Here is a 21,804-nt window from a genome sequence, read left to right on the forward strand (position 1 = left end):
CCACCCGCTACGAGAAGACCGCCGAGTCCTACCAAGCAGCCCTCACCCTGGCATCGCTCCTGATGTGGGCGTGACATTTGAAGACAACTCCTAGGACCATCCCCGCAGGCGCGGGGCCGACACCCCGCGCGCCAGCTGCTCGATCCGGCGCCGCGGACCATCCCCGCAGGCGCGGGGCCGACAGTTCGTCGAGTTCGCTGCGCAGGGTCCGGGAGGGACCATCCCCGCAGGCGCGGGGCCGACGTGATTACCCCGAACCGGCGGGCGGAGCCGTGCGGACCATCCCCGCAGGCGCGGGGCCGACCGACGATCGCCCGTCGCTGGCCGTTGGCGAACAGGACCATCCCCGCAGGCGCGGGGCCGACACTTGTTGACCTGGGGTTCTTTCAGCGGTTGACGTCGGTTTCGTTTAGTTGGAACGCGCGGTCACGGCTCCTGGCCGAGCCAGCGTGACGGGAATCGGGCAGCAGCGTCATGATCATCATGGCCGGGAGGCAGATGCGAGGCACTCGGCAACCCCTAGGTCCGGGAGATCGTGTCGTGTCGCCATCGTTCCTGACGGCGCCCGTTCCCGTCCAGCACGTCATGGTGGGGCGTGCGGGGGCTTGAGTGGCAAGGGGGCGGAGTGGTGGTGGGGCGGCAGATCGCCCGGCGCGCCGCAGGCGCGCCCTTGAAGTTAAGTGAAGAAGGTTTCGACCGATGCCCGCTCGGGTCAGCTGCTGACGGCCTGGAGGGGGCGCTTGGTGTCGGCGGTGATGCGGTAGGCGAGCTGGGCGTGGCTGCCGCTGGTGCGCAGTTCTTCCAGGAGCAGAGGGGCGTTCTTGGTGCCGTGTGTGACGAGGAGTGTGTGCAGGACTGGTGTTGCGTCGGGGAGTTCGAGGGCGGTTCGTTCGTCGCTCTGGGGCATGCGGGCTCGGACGGTCTCCGACCAGGTGAGCTTGTGTCCGGCCTGGGCCAGAACGGTATAGATCTCTTCGACCGGCATGCCGGGGTTCTTGGCGAGTGCGGGGGCCTGGTCGGCGGTGGCGAAGGGGATCAGCAGCGTGTGCAGCGCACGGACGGCTGTTGCGGGATCGGTCAGTGTGCGGTCGGCGCCGAAGAGTTCTTCTCCTTCTGCCAGTCCGAGGAGTGGTCCGGTTTCGGCTGTGGTCCGGGTCCGGTAGCGGGTGGCTTCGTGGGCTTCCTGCCATGCGGGCCCACCGTTGGTGTAGTCGGCCCCGGTCCGGCTGACGGTGCGCTCGATCGTCAGATGCGGCGTGGGGGCACCCTTCACGAAGCTGCCCTTGCCGTGCCGGACTTCGATGAGTCCCTCTGTCCGGAGTGCGGAGATGGCGTTGCGGACGGTGGGGCGGCTGACTTCGTAGCGCTCGATGAGCTGTGCTTCGGAAGGGAGGGGGCTTCCGGGCGGGTAGTCGCCGCTGGCGATGCCGTGCCGGATCGCGTCGGCCACCTGCTGATACAGGGGCCCGGGGCGCTCGATGCCTGCCATGTCGCTCGGCCTTCCCTCTCGGTCTGCGGGCTGGGGTCACCCCAGTTGCTTACGTCACTCGTCAGCATAAGTTGTTGCCTCCCTGAGTCAAGACATGCATAGTCGTCACTCGTAAGCACGAGTGACGTCAGATGGTCTGGCGTCCCTGAGGTCAAGGAGACCGCCACACATGCAGTCCATCCCTGTGGACACGGCCCGGCTGGGCATCCTGCGGTGCGCCATCGCGCCGGAGCTGAAGTACAGCAACGCGGAAACGAAGGAGGTCAAGAAGGACCGGGACGGCAACCCGGTGTGGACCGTCGCGGTATTGGTCCGGCAGGAAGCGCGCCGCATCTCGGTGATCGAAATCGCGGTCCCGGGCGAACAGAAGGGCGTCGTCGAGGGCGCGGAGGTCCGGGTGACCGGGCTGGTCGCGTTCGCCTGGGCGATGGGTGACCGGCACGGCATCAGCTTCCGCGCCGACGCCATCACCCCGGTCGTACACGGCAAGGCCGGAGGTGCCGCGTGAGTGCCGCGCTCCTGATCCTCGGCGTCGCCGCTCTGGCGTGGGTACTGGGCGGCGGCGAGCTGTTACGCCGACGCTGCCCCGTCGGGCACTGGTACATCGCTGGCTACCCGCTCGCCGTGTTGCGGGTGCTGTCGACCTGGCGCCGGGTGGCGGTCCACAACGGGCTCACCGTCAGCCGGCGTCCCGCACGCGCCCACCTCGGGGACCTGGTGGTCAAGGGAGAAGCCCTGCGGCCCGTCGTCCCCCGGATCTCCTTCCCCCGGGCCACGCGCTTCGGACTGACGGTTAACGTCCGGCTCTGCCCGGGGCAGACCCCGGCCGCCTACCGGGCCGCGGTGGAAGCCTTCACCCACACCTGGAGGGTCCACGCTGTCCGGGTCACCTCCCCGGAACGGGGCCTGGTCCTGCTCACCGCACTGGGCACGGATCCACTGGCTCGCCCCGGACTGGCCGTTGCCCCCGGCGCACTGCTGTCGGCACTGATCGGGGTCCGAGAGTCCGGCCGGGCCTGGGTTCTGGACCTGCTGGAGGTACCGCACTGGCTGATCACGGGTGCCACCCGGTCGGGCAAGTCCACTCTCCTGGCCCGGTTGATTAACGAATTGGCCCCGCAGGACGTGGCGCTGGTCGGGATCGACTGCAAGGGCGGCATGGAACTGGGCCCCTTCACTCCCCGGCTCAGCGCGCTGGCCACCTCCCGCCGGGAAGCGGTCGCCGTCCTCGGCGCGCTCCTGATCGAACTGCAACAGCGCATGCGGCTCTGCCGCGGGCACGACGCCCGCTCCATCTGGGAACTGCCTCCCAAGCTCCGCCCCGTCCCTGTGGTGATCATCGTCGACGAGGTGGCGGAGCTGTACCTCTCCGACGGAACCCGCGCGAGCCGGGCAGAGGCGGAGCAGTGCTCCACCATGCTCCTGCGCCTGGTGCAACTCGGGGCAGCGCTCGGCATGCACCTGGTGGTCGCCGGACAGCGCGTCGGCTCCGACCTCGGCCCCGGAGTCACCGCACTACGCGCACAACTCGGCGGCCGCGCCTGCCACCGCGTCCATGACCCCGGCACAGCGGAGATGACCCTCGGGGACTTCGACAAGGGAGCCGTAGAAGCCGCACAGTCGATCACCCCGGAAGAACCGGGCGTAGCGATCTGCATCGGCCCCGACGGCGGATGGGAACGTGCCCGCTCCCACCGACTCACTTCTGGGGAAGCAGCAGCCACAGCGGCCAAACACGCCGCTCTCACCCCCCACCTGCCCACCCTCGACCGGGCCTTGAACACGCCCGGGGAAGAAGGCGACGCATGAGCGAGGACGCTGCAATCCCCTTCGCGCTGATCTTCGGCATCGTGACCGTCCTCCTCGTCCGCTCCCGCGACGTGAAGGTCTGGGAAGCCATCACCATCGCTCTCTTCGGGATCTACCTCGGACAGACACCGGTGATCTTCACGGTCGACTCCCTCGTCACCTGGGTCGCCTCGGCCTTCACCAGCACCTGACAGGAGCCCGCATGCCGATGCGCCCCGTGTGCTGCCCCCACTGCAAGGGCGAACGCCACCGCCGAACCCCGACCGGCCGCCTGCGGCGCTGCCGCTGCTGCCGGGGCACCGGAACCATCCGCTAACCCCCCGACCGTCCACCAACCACAGGAGCAGCCATGAACGATCACGCCCCCGCTAACCTCCCCGCCGCTACTGCGGCCCACCCCGAAAGGGCCCCACCATCACCACCCCCAACCAGCACACCCCGGCGGGCAGGCGCGCCGAACTCGACCGCACCGCGCGCCTGCGCCGCCTCCCCGAAGCAGACCGCGACGCCATCCGCCTCGCCCAAGATCCAAAGTTCCCCCGCTGGCTCGAACAGATCACTGCTACCGGCGGCTGCACCCACCCGGTCCACCTCGCCGGAACCACCACCACCCGTGACACCGCAACCGGCGAGATACTCCGCCACTACACCACCCGCAACGAACCCGGCGAACGACTCCTCATCCGCTGCGGAAACCGCCGCGCCACCGTCTGCGCCCCCTGCTCCCGCCTCCACGCAGGCGACACCTACCACCTCGTCCGCGCGGGCCTCACCGGCGGCAAAACCGTCCCCGCCACCGTGCAAGAGCGGCCCCGTCTCTTCCTCACTCTCACCGCTCCCTCCTTCGGCCCCGTCCACCGAGCCACTGACGACCGGCCGTGCCGTCCCCGCCGCACCCCGGACGTCTGCGAACACGGCAGCCCCCTCGGCTGCACCACCCGACACCCGGCGACCGACCCACGCGCCGGACAACCCCTCTGCACCGACTGCTACGACTACCCCGCCCACGTCCTCTGGCACGCCCACACGGGCCAGCTCTGGGACCGATTCACCCGCGCCGTCCGGCGCCACCTTGCCGGAAAGGCCGGCTCCACCCAAGCCGGATTCCATGATCATGCCCGGCTCTCCTTCGCCAAGATCGCCGAATACCAACGCCGGGCCGCGATCCACCTCCACGCAGTCGTACGCCTCGACGGACCCAACGGCCCCGCCGACCCTCCACCCGCATGGGGAACCACCGACGCACTCACGACTGCTGTAGCAACAGCCGCCCGCCGCGTCAGCGTCCGCACCCCCTACAGCCCCGCCATCGGGGAACTGACCCTGCGCTGGGGAACCCAACTCGACACACGCCCCATCACCGACACCGACGACGGCACCAGCGGCGACGCGGTAGCCGCCTACATCGCCAAGTACGTCACCAAAGGCGCCCACGACACCGGAGCAGGCGCCGACCACCCCATCCGCCAACGCGCCGACATCAACACCACCCCCACCACCGAACACGCCCGCACCCTCATGCACACCTGCTGGCGACTCGGCACCCTCCCCGAATACCAACCCCTCCGCCTCCGCCACTGGACACACACCCTCGGCTACCGAGGCCACATCCTCACCAAATCCCGCGCCTACTCCACCACCTACACCGCACTACGCACTGACCGAGCTGCCCGTTGGGGCCACACGGTCACCGGTGATACGGCCACTGAACGGGACTGGCGTTACGTCGATTCCGGGCATACTCCCGGTGCCACCCTCATCGCGGCCGGAATCGCAGAAGACCTGAGCTTCAGCCGTGCCTTGAGCCGCGAGGCAGACATCGGCAGGCGAGCTCTTGGCTGAACCCAAGAAGATCATCAGTGGTGATGAGTGGCTCAGAAAGCATCTGTCCCGGGCCCCGGTGCGAAGCAAAGGGTGGGCAGAGCGTGTGCGGTTGCTGCACCGCAGGTCCACATGAAGATGCCCCCGGAATCCCGGGGGCATCTGTGTTACCACCTGGTCAGGGCTACTCCCGCCAGACAGGGTCGATCAGGTCTGGATCGAAGACCCTGCGGCCCCTCCCGGCAGGGTTGATGATCACCGCTGACAGGCTGTGGAGGATGATCTCCTGCCTGCGTTCGATGGGGAGGTCGAAGAACTCCTCCTCAGTCAGGTTGCTCGTGCGTCCCTTCGCCTCCCACTGCTTCTGCTCCTTGTGGAAGCGGGCGCGCTCCAGCTTCAGTTCTTCCCGGAGCCGTTCCTTGCTGGGGAGCAACTGCAAGAGCGTGGAAACCGAGATCTGCTTTGCCTTCTCCGCGCTCACGAGCTGGCCGATCTCGGCGATCACCTCCGCAAGCTCTCGCTCCTTCGGCCACCGCTGGTCGACCGGCCCCTCTGAAGCGGCGGCCTTCTCGCGCTGTTCCTTGAGAACCAGCCGCACGATCAACTGGTCAACGGGTTCACCGATCCTGCCTACCTTGCCGCATCCACCGTTCGAGACCGAGCACTGGTAGCTGTACCTCGAACCTTTGGAACCCGGCGTCCACCTACGGTTGACCTGGCCTCGGATCTTGGTTTTGCACAGCCCACACCGGGCGATGCCGGAGAGAAGGTAGACGCGAGCAAGCGCCCTGCCCGGGTACTTCTGCTTGCGCTCGGCGATCTCCTCGCACACCGCTTCCAACTCCTCGACGGTGTTGATCGTCTCCCACTCGCCCCTGACCGGCTGGCCGTCCTCCTTGTAGAGGATCTCCCCGTGGTACGTCCGGAACCCTGCCAAACGAGGGTTGGTCAGGATGTGCTCCACGTGATGGTGCGCCATGCGCTTGGTGCCCTCACGAGGGTTTCCGTGGCCTTCCCTCTGCCATCGTGTGCGAATAGTGCCGATGCGGACTCCCGACAGCACATCCCTCTGTGCCGCCCGAATGACTGCCATGGCCTCGGGGTCGACCTTGCGGGGATCGTCCTTCCGCCAGCCGTAGGGTGCCGGGCCACCGCTGCTCTTACCTTCCTGGGCCAGTTCCAGATGCTTGCGTGCGATGCGACGGGACGCATCCGCGGACGACTTGTTGGCGAACGCGACCATGACCCGAGCCATGGTCCGGCCGTCGGGTGTTCCCAGGTTCACGTCGTTGGTGACCGTGGCGAACTCCAGCCGTGGCCGGTCGTCGAAGATCTCGATCAGGCGCTCAAGATCGCGTGGCTGGCGGGCAAGGCGGTCGAGGTCGTACGCCACGACTCCGTCGATGAGCCCTGCCCGGAGGTCCTTGAGCATCAGCTCGAACTCTTTGCGCACGACGTTGCGCTTGTAGGCGGAGACGTCGTTGTCCTCGTACACCTTCACCGCGTGCCACGAGCGGAGATCCGCGAGGCGCTCGCAGTCCTCGCGCTGCCGGGCGACACCCAGCGATTCGCCTTCGTCATCCCGTGAGATGCGGGCATAGATACCCACCTTGCGTGCCACTGTCAGGGCCTCCCCCGCCTGCGACGTGCCGCGACGATGCCGGAAGAGACTACTACCGTCATTCGGTCCAGTCAGCCTGGTCCGTCGAAGCGCCGGTGGTACGCCGCGAGGGCCAGGTTCTCGACTCCTGACCTGCGGAACGCAGAGGAGAGGCCCGGGCCCGTCGGCCCGGGCCTTTCTCAGATCGTGCCCAGCTTGATCAGCGAGAGCAGCGCCAGCAGCTGGATGGCGGAGGCGCCCAGCGCCTTCGGCCAGGGCAGGTCGTGGGACTTGCTGACCATCGAGGTGAAGAGGGCCGCCGCGGCCAGCCAGGTCAGCCAGCCCAGCAGCTGGACCAGGGAGTTCTGGCCGCCCAGGAAGAGGGCGAAGAACAGGCGCGGCGCGTCCGTGACCGCCGTGATCAGCATGGCGAGGCCGACGGTCGGCTGCCAGGCCCCGCTGCCGCCGAACTGGCGGGCCAGGGTGTTGGTGACGGCGCCGAGGATCAGTCCGCCGATGACGAAGGCGACGGCCGTCATCAGTACGGCGGGGATCGCCGAGGAGAGCGTGGCGTTGATGATCTCCTCGCGCGGCTCGTCGAGGCCGAAGATCGCCAGCGCGCCGTAGATCAGCGTGACCACGAGCGCCGGACCCCAGACCGGGTAGTCCCGCATCTGGAGGAAGGTCTGCGCCGGGCGGGTGACGATGCCGCTCAGGAGCTGCTTCCAGGGCAGCCGGGGGCCCGCCGGAGGCGCGGTCGTGCTGCCCGCCTGGTAGGTCGCGCCCTGGCCGTACGGGTCGTCGACCGTGAAGGCCTGGGTGTGACCCGGGTTGTTGGCCGCGTAGGGGTCGTACGGCGGCTCGTACGGCGGATGCTGCTGCGGGTGCTGAGGGGGATGCTGCTGGTACTGCGGGGGGTGGTGGGGCTGCTGGTACTGCGGCGGGCCCTGCGGCCGGCCGCCCTGCTGCTGGTACGGGTCCCCGTAGTACTCGGGCTCCCCGGGGGCCTGCGGACGGCCGCCGCCCGCCTGGGGCCAGCTCTGCTGCTGCCCGTACGGCGCTCCCTGGGGCGGCCCCTGCGGGGGTCGCTGCTGCCTGCGGTTGTCCCGGCCGCGTCCGATCCTGAATCCAGCCACGCTTTCGAAAGTACCCCGTTCCGGCAGATCACGGGTCCACCGGGGGCGCGGGCGGGGGGCTTTGCGGCTGAGCTGTGACATCCCCTAGGGGGAGCCGGGAGAGCAGGAGGAGGGGCCGGGATAGCAGGAGGACGGGACGAGGGAGAGGGCGGAGGGGGATGAGAGAGGGAGGAGGGGGATGGGAGAGGAGGGGGTGCCGCGGAAGGACACGCTCCTTCCGGCGGCACCCCCTCCGGGGCCGTACGGGTCCTTAGCGGGCCGGCTCCGGCTCCGGTGCGTCCTCCGGCTCGTCCCGGGGCTCCGGGTCCGACGGTGGCGTCTTCACCGAGTCGAGGAGGAGCTGGGCCACGTCCACGACCTGGAGGGACTCCTTCGCCGTTCCGCTGTTCTTCTTGCCGTTGACCGAATCGGTCAGCATGACCAGGCAGAACGGGCAGGCGGTGGAGACGATGTCCGGGTTGAGGGAGAGCGCCTCGTCGACCCGCTCCTCGTTGATCCGCTTGCCGATCCGCTCCTCCATCCACATCCGCGCGCCGCCCGCGCCGCAGCAGAAGCCGCGCTCCTTGTGGCGGTGCATCTCCTGCTGGCGCAGCCCGGGGACGGCCGACATGATCTCGCGCGGCGGCGTGTAGACCTTGTTGTGGCGGCCCAGGTAGCAGGGGTCGTGATAGGTGATCAGGCCCTCCACCGGGGTCACGGGGATCAGCCGGCCCTCGTCGATGAGGTGCTGGAGGAGCTGGGTGTGGTGGATGACCTCGTACTCGCCGCCGAGCTGCGGGTACTCGTTGGCGATGGTGTTGAAGCAGTGCGGGCAGGTGGAGACGATCTTCTTGGCCGACTTGGGCTTCTTCGTCTCCGGGTCGTCCTCGTCCTCGCCGAAGGCCATGTTCAGCATGGCCACGTTCTCCTGGCCGAGCTGCTGGAACAGCGGCTCGTTGCCGAGGCGGCGGGGCGAGTCGCCGGTGCACTTCTCGTCGCCGCCCATGATCGCGAACTTCACGCCCGCGATATGCAGCAGCTCGGCGAAGGCCCTGGTGGTCTTCTTGGCCCGGTCCTCCAGGGCGCCCGCGCAGCCCACCCAGTAGAGGTAGTCGACCTCGGAGAGGTCCTCGATGTCCTGGCCGACGATCGGGACCTCGAAGTCGACCTCCTTGGTCCACTCGACCCGGGCCTTCTTCGCCAGGCCCCAGGGGTTGCCCTTCTTCTCCAGGTTCTTGAGCATCGTGCCCGCCTCGGACGGGAACGCGGACTCGATCATCACCTGGTAGCGGCGCATGTCGACGATGTGGTCGATGTGCTCGATGTCGACCGGGCACTGCTCGACGCAGGCGCCGCAGGTGGTGCAGGACCAGAGCACGTCCGGGTCGATGACGCCGTTCTCCTCCAGCGTCCCGATCAGCGGCCGCTCGGCCTCGGCCAGCGCGGCGGCGGGGACGTTCGCGAGGGCCTCGGCGCTCGCCTTCTCCTCGCCCTCCATCGTCTTGCCGCCACCGGCCAGCAGATAGGGCGCCTTGGCATGGGCGTGGTCCCGCAGGGACATGATCAGCAGCTTGGGGGAGAGCGGCTTGCCGGTGTTCCAGGCGGGGCACTGGGACTGGCAGCGGCCGCACTCGGTGCAGGTGGAGAAGTCGAGGATGCCCTTCCAGGAGAACTGCTCGACCTGCGAGACGCCGTAGACGTCGTCGTCGCCCGGGTCCTCGAAGTCGATCTCCTTGCCGCCGCTGGTCATCGGCTGGAGCGCGCCGAGCGCGGTGGCGCCGTCGGCGTTCCGCTTGAACCAGATGTTCGGGAAGCCGAGGAAGCGGTGCCAGGCGACGCCCATATTGGTGTTGAGCGAGACCGTGATCATCCAGATCAGCGAGGTGCCGATCTTCACCGCGGCGGTGAGGTAGATGAGGTTCTGGAGGGTGCCGGTGCTCAGCCCGTCGAAGGCGGCGACCAGGGGGTACGAGACGAAGTACCCGGCCTCGTAGCCGTCGACGTGGTGGATGGCGCCTTCGAGGCCGCGCAGCACCAGGATGGCGAGACCGATGGTCAGGATGACGTACTCGACGAAATACGCCTGCCAGGCCTTGGAGCCGGCGAAGCGCGATTTGCGGCCCGCCCGGGAGGGCAGGTTCAGCAGCCGGATCGCCATCAGGACGAGAATGCCGGCCACCGTCATCAGGCCGATGAACTCGGTGTACATCTCGAACGGCGCCCAGGAGCCGATGACCGGCAGCATCCAGTCGGCCCGGAACAGCTGGCCGTACGCCTGGACCAGGGTCGGCGGCAGGGTGAGGAAGCCGATCGCGACGAACCAGTGGGCGAAGCCCACGATGCCCCAGCGGTTCATCCGGGTGTGCCCCAGGAACTCCCTGGCCAGGGTGATCGTGCGCTGCTTGGGGTCGTTGGTTCGGCTGCCGGCCGGGACGGGCTGGCCGAGTTTCACAAAGCGGTAGATCTGCGCGACGGCTCGGGAGATGAGCGCGACGGCGACCACGGTCAGGACCAGCGACACGACGATCGCGGCGAGCTGCATTCCGGGCTCCTCGGGCCTGCGAGGGGGGTGGACCGCCGGGAACCGGGGCCCATCAAATTACTAAGCGGTAACTTAATCGCTTCGGGCCGAGACTACCCACTTATCGGGCCGCACTGTAGCCGCGCGGCCGGTGATCTGTGTCGCTCAGGCTTGCCTCAGCCCCTGGGTCGTCTCTTTCGGATCCTGCCGGGGCTTGCCCGATCCGAAAGAAACTTCCTGGGGGCGCGGTACGCGCGCCGGGGCCGTCGTACGGGCCGGGCGTCCGCGCCGTACCACCGGAAAGGTGCGGGCCAGGATCGCCAGGTCCATCCCCAGCCAGTGCTCCCTGACGTAGTGCAGGTCCTGGACGGCCATCTCCTCCCATGGCAGCCCGGACCGGCCGCCGGTCTGCCAGAGGCCGGTGATTCCGGGGCGTACGGAGGTACGTGACGGGCCGCCGGCCGGGATCCGGTCCACCGGCAGCGGGCGCGGGCCCACCAGGGACATCTCCCCCCGCAGTACGTTCACCAGCTGCGGCAGATGGTCCAGGTAGTGGCGGTGGAGCAGCCTGCCGGTACGGGTGCCGGGCGCGGCCCGGAGCAGCAGCATCGGGAACGGCCGCCCGCCCGCGCCCGTACACCGCCTCGATGTGAGTACGGACCCGCGCGCCGAGACGGCGACGGCGGCCAGGAGCACCGGCAGGACCGGGGCGAGGAGCAGCAGCAGAAGCCCGGCGCCCAGCAGGTCGACGGCTCTTTTGGAAGGGGACACGCTCTTCTCCCGCCGGAGGGTGCAGCAAGGGAAGTTTTCCGGAGTTGATGGTGGTGTGTAGGTGTTTGGTGCTGTCTGTGGGGGATGACTGTGGCAGATGTGGTTCCCGGAGGGGTGGCCGCCACGCGCGGCCGGTTGACGGACGCCCGGCCCGGCGGGGGTGCGGCCGCTCCGGGCCCCCGGGCTGCGGATAAGCCAGGGATAAAAGTTGAGTGGGGGCGACTCAGGTCTGTTGACTCCAGGAGAGTGGTGGGGCATCCTTGAGTCAGTTCCACTCAAGAAGTCTCTGGAGGAATTGACATGGCACGTGCGGTCGGCATCGACCTGGGCACGACTAACTCCGTCGTCAGCGTTCTGGAGGGCGGCGAGCCCACCGTCATCACCAACGCCGAGGGAGCCCGGACCACGCCGTCCGTCGTCGCCTTTGCGAAGAACGGTGAGGTGCTGGTCGGCGAGGTCGCCAAGCGCCAGGCGGTCACCAACGTCGACCGGACGATCCGATCGGTCAAGCGCCACATGGGCACTGACTGGAAGATCGAGATCGACGGCAAGAACTTCAACCCGCAGCAGATGAGCGCCTTCATCCTGCAGAAGCTGAAGCGCGACGCCGAGGCGTACCTGGGCGAGAAGGTGGCCGACGCGGTCATCACCGTCCCGGCGTACTTCAACGACTCCGAGCGTCAGGCCACCAAGGAGGCCGGTGAGATCGCGGGCCTCAACGTCCTGCGCATCGTCAACGAGCCCACCGCCGCGGCCCTCGCCTACGGCCTGGACAAGGACGACCAGACGATCCTCGTCTTCGACCTCGGCGGCGGCACCTTCGACGTGTCCCTGCTGGAGATCGGTGACGGCGTCGTCGAGGTGAAGGCCACCAACGGCGACAACCACCTCGGTGGCGACGACTGGGACCAGCGCGTCGTCGACTACCTGGTCAAGCAGTTCCAGAACGGCCACGGCGTGGACCTGGCCAAGGACAAGATGGCGCTCCAGCGGCTGCGCGAGGCCGCCGAGAAGGCCAAGATCGAACTGTCGTCCTCCACCGAGACGTCGATCAACCTGCCCTACATCACGGCCTCCGCCGAGGGCCCGCTGCACCTGGACGAGAAGCTCACCCGCGCCCAGTTCCAGCAGCTCACCTCCGACCTGCTGGACCGCTGCAAGACCCCGTTCCACAACGTCATCAAGGACGCGGGCATCGCCCTCTCCGAGATCGACCACGTGGTCCTGGTCGGCGGCTCCACCCGCATGCCCGCCGTCGCCGAGCTCGTCAAGGAGCTGACCGGCGGCAAGGAGGCCAACAAGGGTGTGAACCCCGACGAGGTCGTCGCCATCGGCGCCTCCCTCCAGGCCGGTGTCCTGAAGGGCGAGGTCAAGGACGTCCTGCTGCTCGACGTCACCCCGCTGTCCCTCGGTATCGAGACCAAGGGCGGCATCATGACCAAGCTGATCGAGCGCAACACCACGATCCCGACCCGCCGCTCCGAGATCTTCACGACGGCCGAGGACAACCAGCCGTCCGTCCAGATCCAGGTCTACCAGGGCGAGCGCGAGATCGCGGCGTACAACAAGAAGCTCGGCATGTTCGAGCTGACCGGCCTGCCGCCGGCGCCGCGCAACGTCCCGCAGATCGAGGTCTCCTTCGACATCGACGCCAACGGCATCATGCACGTGACCGCGAAGGACCTGGGCACGGGCAAGGAGCAGAAGATGACCGTCACCGGCGGCTCCTCGCTGCCGAAGGACGAGGTCGACCGGATGCGCCAGGAGGCCGAGCAGTACGCGGACGAGGACCACCGCCGCCGCGAGTCCGCCGAGACCCGCAACCAGGGCGAGCAGCTCGTCTACCAGACCGAGAAGTTCCTCAAGGACAACGAGGACAAGGTCCCCGGCGAGGTGAAGACCGAGGTCGAGACCGCCATCACCGAGCTGAAGGACAAGCTCAAGGGCGAGGACCCGGCCGAGATCCGCACCGCCACCGAGAAGCTCGGCGCCGTCTCGCAGAAGCTCGGCCAGGCGATGTACGCCGACGCCCAGGCCCAGCAGTCCGCCGCGGGCGGCGACGCCCCGCAGGGCGACGCCGGCCAGGCCAAGGCCGACGACGACGTCGTCGACGCCGAGATCGTGGACGACGAGAAGCCCAAGGGTGGTGCCGCGTGACGGAGGAGACCCCGGGCTTCGACGAGAAGCCCGACGTCCCTTCCGGCGCCACCTCCGACGACGCCGCCGAGACCGCCGCGCCCTCCGAGCAGGAGGGCGGGGCGGCCCCGGCAGGGGACGCTGCCAAGAACGCCGGTCTGACGGCCGAACTGGACCAGGCACGGTCGGCACTCGCCGAGCGCACCGCCGACCTCCAGCGGCTCCAGGCCGAGTACCAGAACTACCGCCGCCGGGTGGAGCGCGACCGCGTCACGGTCAAGGAGATCGCCACGGCGACCCTGCTGACCGAGCTGCTGCCGGTGCTCGACGACATCGGGCGGGCCCGTGACCACGGGGAGCTGGTGGGCGGCTTCAAGTCCGTCGCCGAATCCCTGGAGACGGCCGCGGCGAAGATGGGCCTCCAGCAGTTCGGCAAGGAGGGCGAGCCCTTCGACCCGACGATCCACGAGGCGCTGATGCACAGCTATGCGCCGGACGTCACGGAGACCACGTGCGTCGCGGTGCTCCAGCCGGGGTATCGGATCGGCGAGCGGACCATCCGCCCCGCGCGGGTGGCCGTGGCCGAGCCGCAGCCCGGTGCCGGTCCGGCACCGGCGGCCAAGGAGTCCAAGGAGACGAAGGACGCCAAGGGCGGCGAGGCCGGAGAGGCTGACGGCGAGGAGAGCGGTGGCCCGGACGAGGGCTGACGCAGACGGAGGCGTACGCGTACGGAGCGTGCGCGACACCGCCCGGGAGGAGGGACGTCGATGAACACGAAGGACTTCGTCGAGAAGGACTACTACAAGGTCCTCGGCGTCCCCAAGGACGCCACCGAAGCCGAGATCAAAAAGGCGTACCGGAAGCTCGCCCGCGAGTTCCATCCGGACGCCAACAAGGGCGACGCCAAGGCGGAGGAGCGCTTCAAGGAGATCTCCGAGGCGAACGACATCCTCGGCGACCCCAAGCGGCGCAAGGAGTACGACGAGGCGCGCGCCCTCTTCGGCAACGGTGGCTTCCGGCCCGGCGGCCCCGGCGGCGGCAGCTTCAACTTCGACCTGGGCGACCTCTTCGGAGGCGCCCAGGGCGGGGGCGGCGGCCAGCCCGGCGGGGCCGGTGGTTTCGGCGGCGGCCTGGGCGATGTGTTCGGCGGGCTGTTCAACCGCGGTACGGGCGCCGGGACCCGGGTCCAGCCGCGGCGCGGCCAGGACATCGAGTCCGAGGTGACGCTCAGCTTCACCGAGGCGGTCGACGGGGCCACGGTCCCGCTGCGGATGTCCAGCTCCGCCCCCTGCAAGCCCTGTTCCGGCACCGGCGACAAGAACGGCAACCCCCGGGTCTGCCCGACCTGCGTCGGCACCGGGCAGGTCTCCCGCGGCGGCAGCGGCTCCTTCTCCCTGACCGACCCCTGTGTGGACTGCAAGGGCCGCGGGCTGATCGCCCAGGACCCGTGCGACGTCTGCAAGGGCAGCGGACGGGCCCGTTCCTCGAGGACCATGCAGGTGCGGATCCCGCCGGGCGTCTCCGACAGCCAGCGGATCCGGCTTCGGGGCAAGGGCGCCCCGGGCGAGCGCGGCGGCCCGGCCGGTGACCTCTATGTCGTCGTCCATGTCGGCGAGCACCCCGTGTTCGGCCGCCGTGGCGACAATCTGACCGTCACCGTTCCCGTGACCTACGCGGAGGCCGTGCTGGGCGGCGAGATCAGGGTGCCCGTGCTCGGCGGTCCGCCGGTGACCCTGAAGCTGCCCGCGGGCACGCCCAACGGGCGCACCATGCGGGCCCGCGGCAAGGGTGCGGTCCGCAAGGACGGCACCCGCGGCGATCTCCTGGTCACCGTGGAGGTCGCGGTTCCCAAGGATCTGAGCGGCAAGGCGAAGGAAGCACTGGAGGCCTACCGCGAGGCCACCGCGGACGAGGACCCGAGGGCCGAGCTGTTCGAGGCCGCGAAGGGAGCATGAGGACGATGGACGGACGGCGCCGCAACCCCTACGAACTGACCGACGAGTCACCGGTGTACGTGATCTCGGTGGCCGCCCAGCTCTCCGGGCTGCACCCGCAGACGCTGCGGCAGTACGACCGGCTGGGCCTGGTCTCCCCCGACCGTACGGCGGGCCGGGGGCGGCGCTACTCCGCCCGGGACATCGAACTGCTCCGTACGGTGCAGCAGTTGTCCCAGGACGAGGGCATCAACCTGGCCGGCATCAAACGCATCATCGAGCTGGAGAACCAGGTCGCGGCGCTCCAGTCCCGGGTGGCCGAGCTGTCGGCCGCCGTCGAGGGCGCCGCGGCGGCGATGCGGCAGCGCGAATCGCAGGTCCATGCCTCGTACCGGCGCGACCTGGTGCCGTACCAGGATGTGCAGCAGGCGAGCGCGCTGGTGGTCTGGCGGCCCAAGCGCGGCGGCGAGTAGCCGCCGGCGGGCAGCCGGCGTCCGGCGCCGACGGCCCCGGCCGCCCCCGGTCGCTTCGGCTTCCGGGGGCGGCCGGGGCCGTGCGCGTGGCGCGGGGGCGGGTTACCCGGTCTGCGACGGCCGCCGGGCCTCCCGGGCCGGGAGGAACGTACCGGGACCGGGCGGCGGGTACCGGAACCGGTACCCGCGGCACCGGCCACCCGCCCGCGTACCGTTGCTTCAGCGAATCGGCGCGGGCGGGCGTCCGTCAGCCCGGCGTGGTCGGGCCGTCGTGCTCCAGAATCCCCGACTGGGCGATCAGATAGCCCAGTTGGGTACGGCTGCCGCTGCCCAGCGACGAGCCCAGCTTGGCGATATGGGCCCGGCAGGTACGGACGTTCATGCCCAGCCGGCGGGCGATCGCCTCGTCGACATGGCCTTCCACGAGCAGTTTGGCGATGGACCGCTGGACGCCGGTCACCCCGTTGAGGTCGGGGCCGTACGAGATCGGCTCGTCCCACGGCAGTCCGTGCAGCCAGAACTGCTCGAAGACGCCGACCAGATAGTCCACGATCCCCTTGTGCCGCAGCTCCAGGGCGAACAGCCGGTCGCTGCTGGCGGGGATGAAGGCCACCTTGCGGTCCACGATGATCAGCCGGTCGATGATCTCTTCGAGGGTGCGGACCTCCACTCCGGACGGGCCGACCTTCTCCATATAGGAGAGCGTGGCCGGATGGTGGCGGGCGGTGTGCTGATAGAGGGTGCGCATCCGGACCCCGCGTTCGATCAGGGGCTGCACCCGGTGCAGCGCCTTCTCCAGGGAGTGCGGCTGGCGTCCGCTGCCCGGCTGGACTGTGAGAAGCTCCTCCGTGCAGTCGGCGGTGACCTGGTCCAGGCTGGCGTTGATGCGGTTGAGGCCCTCCAGGACCGTGATCCCGTCGGGGACCGGCGAACCCTGGGCGCTGATCGACATGAACGGTTCGAGGGCATCGGTGAGGGCGAGGGCCCGCCGGCGGCGGTCCTGGATCTCCCTCTCGATGGGGTGAATCAGTTGGGCCAGTGCCGTGGTGGGCGCAACCGGCCGGAGCCACTGGGCGTCATACGGATCCGGATCGAGCAGTGCGAGGTCGAACAGGCAGGGCGCGGTCTCCGCCTCCAGCCGCGACAGCCGCCCGGTCCGCAGCGCGGTGATGTAAAGACTCTTTCCCGCCTCGCACAACTTGCCGTCTGAGTGAGGGTGTCCGAGTTCGCCCCCATGAGACGTCATATGTACCCCCTCATGTTCCTGCATTACAGGAACATGATGCCTGCCGTCGCTGGTGCAAGCGTTCGGAGTGAGACATCGTCTTATGCGCGGGGGAGGAGGAATGATCAAATGAGGTGGAGATCACCCATGTCTAGGACGCTACGTGCGCTTTGTGCTCTTGCCTTGGCGGGCGCCGCGCTGGGCGCGGTCGGCTTTGCCGGCGAACCCTCTTGGGAACGCGTCCCCGCAGCCGTCGCGGCGGCGGACCAGGGTGAGCCCTCGTGGGAGGTCGGTGGACCGTTCGCGGCGGCCACTGCCGGTGACGGCGAGCCTTCCTGGGAACTCACCACCGCACCCGCTTCCGAAGGTGCGGACGCATGACCGTGCCACCGGATGACCGGTCCTTCCGGCGCGAAATGGCCACGGCCTACCGCTCCGGGTGGCATTTCATCGACCTCGTCACGGCCATTCCCCACCGCGGCGACTCGCTGATGGTCACCCTGTTCGGCGAGCCGATCGTCGTGGCCCGCGAGGAGGACGAGGACGTCCGGGCCTACCGGTGCCTCCGCCGTCCGAGGGGTGCGCCGCAGCCCGTCCGTTGCGCCATCCGATACGGAATGATTTTTGTGAACCTCGACCAGCGCGACCACCGGCTGGCCGATCCGGACACCACCCGAGCCACCCCCCGAAGTGCCTGAGCGATTCCCCCGTCGTTCCAGATCGCTCCGGCACATCCCCCACACAGCGGCGCCATCGCGGACCTGAAACGCGATGGCGCCGCTGTGCGTCTGCGTACGGGTGCCGGGGCGTGGGGGTGCGGGTGCAGGTGTGCGGGTGCCGACGCGTGGGTGCGGCTGTACGGGTGTACGGGTGTCGGCGCGTGGGTGCGGGTGTACGGGTGGGGCCGGGGCGCCTTCGTACGGATCCGGGCCGCCCCCGGTGCCGCCGTACCCGCCGCCGGGCCCTCAGGCGCGGCCCAGGGCCCGTTCCACGGTGATCTCGACGACGACCCGGTCCGGGTTGGGCTTCGGGGTGCGCCCGTACCGCTCCGCGTAGCGCCGGACCGCGTCCTCGACGGCCGCGGGCTCCGTGACGATCCGGGCCCGGCCCTCCAGGGTGGCCCAGCGCCCCCGGTCCAGCTGGCAGACCGCGACCCGGGCGCCCCGCCCGTCCGCCGCGCCCGCGAGGACGTGCGCGACCTTGCGGCTGGACTTGTTGGTGATCACCCGGGCGAGGCCGGCCGCGGGGTCGAAGGTCACCCCGACCGGGACCACGTGCGGGGAACCGTCCGCCCGGAGCGTCGTCAGAGTGCACAGATGGTGTTCGCGCCAGAACTCCAGATAGCCGGGGGACAGCTCGCTCAGATCGGTGATCGCCATAAAAACCAGCCTAGGCCGTGCGTCCGGCGGTGCGCCGCGCCGGTCGGTACCGGCTGGTCGGTACCGCGCCGGGCCCCTGCCGACCGGTCGAGGCTCTGTTACGGCCCCGAACCGGCGGCGGAACGGTCCGGACCGGAGCCCCGAACAGGGCCCCGAACCGGTTGAGCCCACCCCTTGAGTGGAATAGACTCAACTTTGTGCAGGTTGAATGAGTCAGACTTAGTGACCGGCTACGGGCCCCGCCCGCAGCCCACGTGAGCGACCTGCGAGGAGGAGTAACCGGACGTGGACGCCGAGCTGACCAACAAGAGCCGGGATGCCATCAATGCCGCCACCAGCCGTGCGGTGTCGGGCGGTCATCCCGATCTGACCCCCGCCCATCTGCTGCTGGCGCTCCTCGCGGGCTCCGACAACGAGAACATCACCGATCTGCTGGCCGCCGCCGAGGTCGACCAGGCGGCGGTCCGGGCCGGGGCCGAGCGGGTGCTCGCCGGGCTGCCCAGCGTCACCGGTTCCACCGTCGCACCGCCCCAGCCGAGCCGCGAGTTCCTGGCCGTCCTCGCGGACGCCGCCGAGCGCGCCAGGGAGCTGGGCGACGACTACCTCTCCACCGAGCATCTGCTGATCGGTATCGCCGCCCGCGGCGGCCAGGCCGGTGAGGTGCTGGCCGGACAGGGCGGCACCGCGAAGAAGCTGCTGGCGGCGTTCTCCGCGGCCCGCGGCGGCCGCCGGGTCACCACCGCCGACCCCGAGGGCCAGTACAAGGCGCTGGAGAAGTTCGGCACGGACTTCACCGCGGCCGCCCGCGAGGGCCGGCTCGACCCGGTGATCGGCCGGGACCAGGAGATCCGCCGGGTGGTGCAGGTGCTCTCCCGGCGCACCAAGAACAACCCGGTGCTGATCGGCGAGCCCGGCGTCGGCAAGACGGCCGTCGTGGAGGGCCTGGCCCAGCGGATCGTGAAGGGGGACGTGCCGGAGTCCCTGAAGAACAAGAAGCTGGTCTCCCTGGACCTCGGCGCGATGGTGGCCGGTGCCAAGTACCGCGGCGAGTTCGAGGAGCGGCTGAAGACCGTCCTCTCCGAGATCAAGGAGAGCGACGGGCAGATCATCACGTTCATCGACGAGCTGCACACCGTCGTCGGCGCGGGCGCGGGCGGCGACTCCGCGATGGACGCGGGCAATATGCTCAAGCCGATGCTGGCCCGCGGCGAGCTGCGGATGGTCGGCGCCACCACCCTCGACGAGTACCGCGAGCGGATCGAGAAGGACCCGGCGCTGGAGCGGCGCTTCCAGCAGGTGCTGGTCGCCGAGCCGACGGTCGAGGACACCATCGCCATCCTGCGCGGCCTCAAGGGCCGTTACGAGGCCCATCACAAGGTGCAGATCGCGGACTCCGCGCTGGTGGCCGCGGCCACCCTCTCCGACCGTTACATCACCTCCCGCTTCCTGCCCGACAAGGCCATCGACCTGGTCGACGAGGCCGCGTCCCGGCTCCGGATGGAGATCGACTCCTCGCCGGTCGAGATCGACGAGCTGCAGCGCTCCGTCGACCGGCTGCTGATGGAGGAGATGGCGCTGAAGAACGAGTCCGACCCCGCGTCGCGCCAGCGGCTGGAGAAGCTCCGCCGCGATCTCGCCGACCGGGAGGAGGAGCTGCGCGGGCTGACCGCCCGCTGGGAGAAGGAGAAGCAGGGCCTGAACCGGGTCGGCGAGCTGAAGACCCGGCTCGACGAGGTCCGCGGCCGGGCCGAGCGGGCCCAGCGCGACGGCGACTTCGACACTGCTTCCAAGCTGCTGTACGGGGAGATCCCGGCGCTGGAGCGGGAGCTGGCGGAGGCGTCGGAGGCCGAGGCCGAGGCCCGTACGGACACCATGGTCAAGGAGGAGGTCGGCTCCGACGACATCGCCGATGTGGTGGGCTCCTGGACCGGGATCCCCGCCGGGCGGCTGCTGGAGGGCGAGACGCAGAAGCTGCTCCGGATGGAGGACGAGCTGGGGCGGCGGCTGATCGGCCAGGGCGAGGCGGTCCGGGCCGTCTCCGACGCGGTCCGGCGGACCCGCGCGGGCATCGCCGACCCGGACCGGCCCACCGGTTCCTTCCTCTTCCTGGGCCCGACCGGTGTCGGCAAGACCGAGCTGGCGAAGGCGCTGGCGGACTTCCTCTTCGACGACGAGCGGGCGATGGTCCGGATCGACATGTCGGAGTACGGGGAGAAGCACAGCGTCGCCCGGCTGGTCGGCGCCCCGCCCGGCTATGTGGGTTACGAGGAGGGCGGCCAGCTCACCGAGGCGGTGCGCCGGCGCCCGTACAGCGTGGTCCTGCTGGACGAGGTGGAGAAGGCGCACCCCGAGGTCTTCGACGTACTGCTCCAGGTGCTCGACGACGGCCGGCTCACCGACGGCCAGGGCCGTACGGTCGACTTCCGCAACGCCATCCTGATCCTGACCTCCAATCTCGGCAGCCAGTACCTGGTCGACCCCTCGACCTCGGCCGACGAGAAGAAGCAGCAGGTCATGAATGTGGTGCGGGCGTCCTTCAAGCCCGAGTTCCTGAACCGTCTCGACGATCTCGTGGTCTTCTCCGCGCTCGACAAGGACGAGCTGAAGCGGATCGCCGGACTCCAGCTCGACCGGCTGGCGCAGCGGCTCGCGGAGCGCCGGCTCACCCTGGACGTCACCCCCGCGGCGCTGGAGTGGCTCGCCGAGGAGGGCAACGACCCCGCGTACGGCGCCCGCCCGCTGCGGCGGCTGGTGCAGACCGCGATCGGGGACCGGCTCGCCCGGGAGATCCTGGCGGGCGAGGTCGCCGACGGTGACACCGTACGGGTGGACCGCTTCGAGGACGGGCTGATCGTCGGCCCGGTGCCCCCGGCCTGACCGGCCCGGACCCCAAGCGCCCCCGGGAATGACCCGGGGGCGCTTGGGGTCCCGCCCCGCCATGGTGGAGGATGGCGGCATCCGTACGAAGGGAATAACAGGGTGACCATCGATCCGTCCTCGATTCCGAATTTCGGGGGCCAGCCCCAGCCGCAGGCCGCGGGACCGGCGGGACCCGTCGTTCCCGACCAGGACCTGGTGAAGCAGCTCCTCGACCAGATGGAGCTGAAGTACGTCATCGACGACGAGGGCGACCTCGCCGCGCCGTGGGAGGAATTCCGCACGTACTTCATGTTCCGCGGCGAGAACGAGCAGCAGGTCTTCTCGGTCCGGACCTTCTACGACCGTCCGCTGGACGTCGACGACCGCAACCGGATCCTGGAGAAGATCGACGACTGGAACCGCCGCACCCTGTGGCCGAAGGTCTACACGCACCTCCACGAGGACGAGGAGGGCGGCGCCTCCGTCCGCCTCATCGGTGAGGTGCAGATGCTGATCGGCATGGGCGTCAGCCTCGACCACTTCGTCTCCTCCACCGTGAGCTGGGTGCAGGCGTCGATGGAGTTCGACAACTGGTTCGCCACCGAGATGGGCTTCAAGCCCGCGGACGGCGACTCCGAGGGTCCCGCCGCCGACGAGGCCTGAGCCACGGGC

General features: G+C 69.5%; 18 protein-coding genes and 1 CRISPR repeat array. Of the genes, 11 read left to right on the forward strand and 7 right to left on the reverse strand.

Translation table 11 applies throughout. The annotated features are described in order from the left end of the window. Window positions 1-93 precede the first annotated feature (93 nt). A CRISPR array of direct repeats spans window positions 94-365; the repeat unit is 28 nt; unit sequence GGACCATCCCCGCAGGCGCGGGGCCGAC. A 347-nt stretch (window positions 366-712) separates the two neighbouring features. Beyond that, complete coding sequence (locus ACWDR0_RS25905) at window positions 713-1,489, reverse strand: GntR family transcriptional regulator (RefSeq protein WP_456354168.1); 777 nt, start codon at window positions 1,487-1,489, stop codon at window positions 713-715. A gap of 169 nt (window positions 1,490-1,658) precedes the next feature. On the opposite strand from ACWDR0_RS25905, the gene ACWDR0_RS25910 reads away from it, so the two are divergent. The 4 genes from ACWDR0_RS25910 to ACWDR0_RS25925 all read left to right on the forward strand — a co-directional run bounded on the left by ACWDR0_RS25910 (window position 1,659) and on the right by ACWDR0_RS25925 (window position 5,140). Continuing rightward, window positions 1,659-1,997 (forward strand): SCO3933 family regulatory protein, encoded by a 339-nt coding sequence (locus ACWDR0_RS25910; protein ID WP_456354169.1) that lies wholly within the window; start codon window positions 1,659-1,661, stop codon window positions 1,995-1,997. Then, window positions 1,994-3,298, forward strand: a complete 1,305-nt coding sequence (locus tag ACWDR0_RS25915) for an FtsK/SpoIIIE domain-containing protein (protein WP_456354170.1) — start codon at window positions 1,994-1,996, stop codon at window positions 3,296-3,298. Before ACWDR0_RS25910 ends, ACWDR0_RS25915 begins: the two co-directional genes overlap by 4 nt. After that, window positions 3,295-3,489, forward strand: a complete 195-nt coding sequence (locus tag ACWDR0_RS25920; RefSeq protein WP_456354171.1) for a hypothetical protein — start codon at window positions 3,295-3,297, stop codon at window positions 3,487-3,489. The genes ACWDR0_RS25915 and ACWDR0_RS25920 overlap by 4 nt, the downstream gene beginning before the upstream one ends. A gap of 364 nt (window positions 3,490-3,853) precedes the next feature. After that, window positions 3,854-5,140: a replication initiator gene (locus ACWDR0_RS25925; RefSeq protein WP_456354198.1), complete on the forward strand. Its 1,287-nt coding sequence runs from the start codon at window positions 3,854-3,856 to the stop codon at window positions 5,138-5,140. Between the two features lie 163 nt (window positions 5,141-5,303). Here the strand turns inward: ACWDR0_RS25925 and ACWDR0_RS25930 are convergent, their stop codons facing one another. The 4 genes from ACWDR0_RS25930 to ACWDR0_RS25945 form a co-directional block, all read right to left on the reverse strand. Then, complete coding sequence (locus tag ACWDR0_RS25930) at window positions 5,304-6,740, reverse strand: recombinase family protein (protein ID WP_456354172.1); 1,437 nt, start codon at window positions 6,738-6,740, stop codon at window positions 5,304-5,306. A gap of 179 nt (window positions 6,741-6,919) precedes the next feature. Then, entirely contained in the window at window positions 6,920-7,855 is a 936-nt protein-coding gene (locus ACWDR0_RS25935) for a Yip1 family protein (protein ID WP_456354173.1), read from the reverse strand. A gap of 250 nt (window positions 7,856-8,105) precedes the next feature. Then, window positions 8,106-10,376, reverse strand: a complete 2,271-nt coding sequence (locus tag ACWDR0_RS25940) for a heterodisulfide reductase-related iron-sulfur binding cluster (RefSeq protein ID WP_456354174.1) — start codon at window positions 10,374-10,376, stop codon at window positions 8,106-8,108. A gap of 144 nt (window positions 10,377-10,520) precedes the next feature. Continuing rightward, window positions 10,521-11,126 (reverse strand): sugar transferase, encoded by a 606-nt coding sequence (locus ACWDR0_RS25945; protein ID WP_456354175.1) that lies wholly within the window; start codon window positions 11,124-11,126, stop codon window positions 10,521-10,523. 300 nt (window positions 11,127-11,426) lie between these two features. Here ACWDR0_RS25945 and dnaK point away from each other — a divergent pair, with 300 nt between their 5' ends. Genes dnaK through ACWDR0_RS25965 form a run of 4 tightly spaced genes read left to right on the forward strand, consistent with a single transcriptional unit; the run spans window position 11,427 to window position 15,669 of the window. Further along, the gene (dnaK, locus tag ACWDR0_RS25950) at window positions 11,427-13,283 is read left to right on the forward strand and encodes a molecular chaperone DnaK (RefSeq protein WP_456354176.1); all 1,857 of its coding nucleotides are present in this window, start codon (window positions 11,427-11,429) and stop codon (window positions 13,281-13,283) included. Beyond that, window positions 13,280-13,969 (forward strand): nucleotide exchange factor GrpE, encoded by a 690-nt coding sequence (gene grpE / locus ACWDR0_RS25955; RefSeq protein ID WP_456354177.1) that lies wholly within the window; start codon window positions 13,280-13,282, stop codon window positions 13,967-13,969. Before dnaK ends, grpE begins: the two co-directional genes overlap by 4 nt. 60 nt (window positions 13,970-14,029) lie before the next feature. Further along, window positions 14,030-15,217: a molecular chaperone DnaJ gene (dnaJ, locus tag ACWDR0_RS25960; RefSeq protein ID WP_456354178.1), complete on the forward strand. Its 1,188-nt coding sequence runs from the start codon at window positions 14,030-14,032 to the stop codon at window positions 15,215-15,217. Window positions 15,218-15,222: 5 nt separating this feature from the next. Next, window positions 15,223-15,669, forward strand: a complete 447-nt coding sequence (locus ACWDR0_RS25965) for a heat shock protein transcriptional repressor HspR (RefSeq protein ID WP_456354199.1) — start codon at window positions 15,223-15,225, stop codon at window positions 15,667-15,669. Window positions 15,670-15,916: 247 nt separating this feature from the next. Here ACWDR0_RS25965 and ACWDR0_RS25970 read toward each other — a convergent pair whose 3' ends face one another. Next, window positions 15,917-16,915, reverse strand: coding sequence for a helix-turn-helix transcriptional regulator (locus ACWDR0_RS25970; RefSeq protein WP_456354179.1), 999 nt, complete (start codon window positions 16,913-16,915; stop codon window positions 15,917-15,919). Window positions 16,916-17,271: 356 nt separating this feature from the next. Here ACWDR0_RS25970 and ACWDR0_RS25975 point away from each other — a divergent pair, with 356 nt between their 5' ends. After that, window positions 17,272-17,592, forward strand: a complete 321-nt coding sequence (locus ACWDR0_RS25975; protein WP_146481348.1) for a Rieske (2Fe-2S) protein — start codon at window positions 17,272-17,274, stop codon at window positions 17,590-17,592. A 267-nt stretch (window positions 17,593-17,859) separates the two neighbouring features. On the opposite strand, the gene ACWDR0_RS25980 is transcribed toward ACWDR0_RS25975, so the two are convergent. Continuing rightward, entirely contained in the window at window positions 17,860-18,273 is a 414-nt protein-coding gene (locus tag ACWDR0_RS25980) for a pyridoxamine 5'-phosphate oxidase family protein (RefSeq protein WP_456354180.1), read from the reverse strand. Between the two features lie 285 nt (window positions 18,274-18,558). Here ACWDR0_RS25980 and clpB point away from each other — a divergent pair, with 285 nt between their 5' ends. Next, window positions 18,559-21,150, forward strand: a complete 2,592-nt coding sequence (gene clpB / locus ACWDR0_RS25985; RefSeq protein ID WP_456354181.1) for an ATP-dependent chaperone ClpB — start codon at window positions 18,559-18,561, stop codon at window positions 21,148-21,150. A gap of 102 nt (window positions 21,151-21,252) precedes the next feature. Beyond that, entirely contained in the window at window positions 21,253-21,795 is a 543-nt protein-coding gene (locus ACWDR0_RS25990; RefSeq protein ID WP_456354182.1) for a YbjN domain-containing protein, read from the forward strand. Window positions 21,796-21,804: the final 9 nt, after the last annotated feature.

This window comes from Streptomyces sp. NPDC003691 (assembly GCF_053981115.1).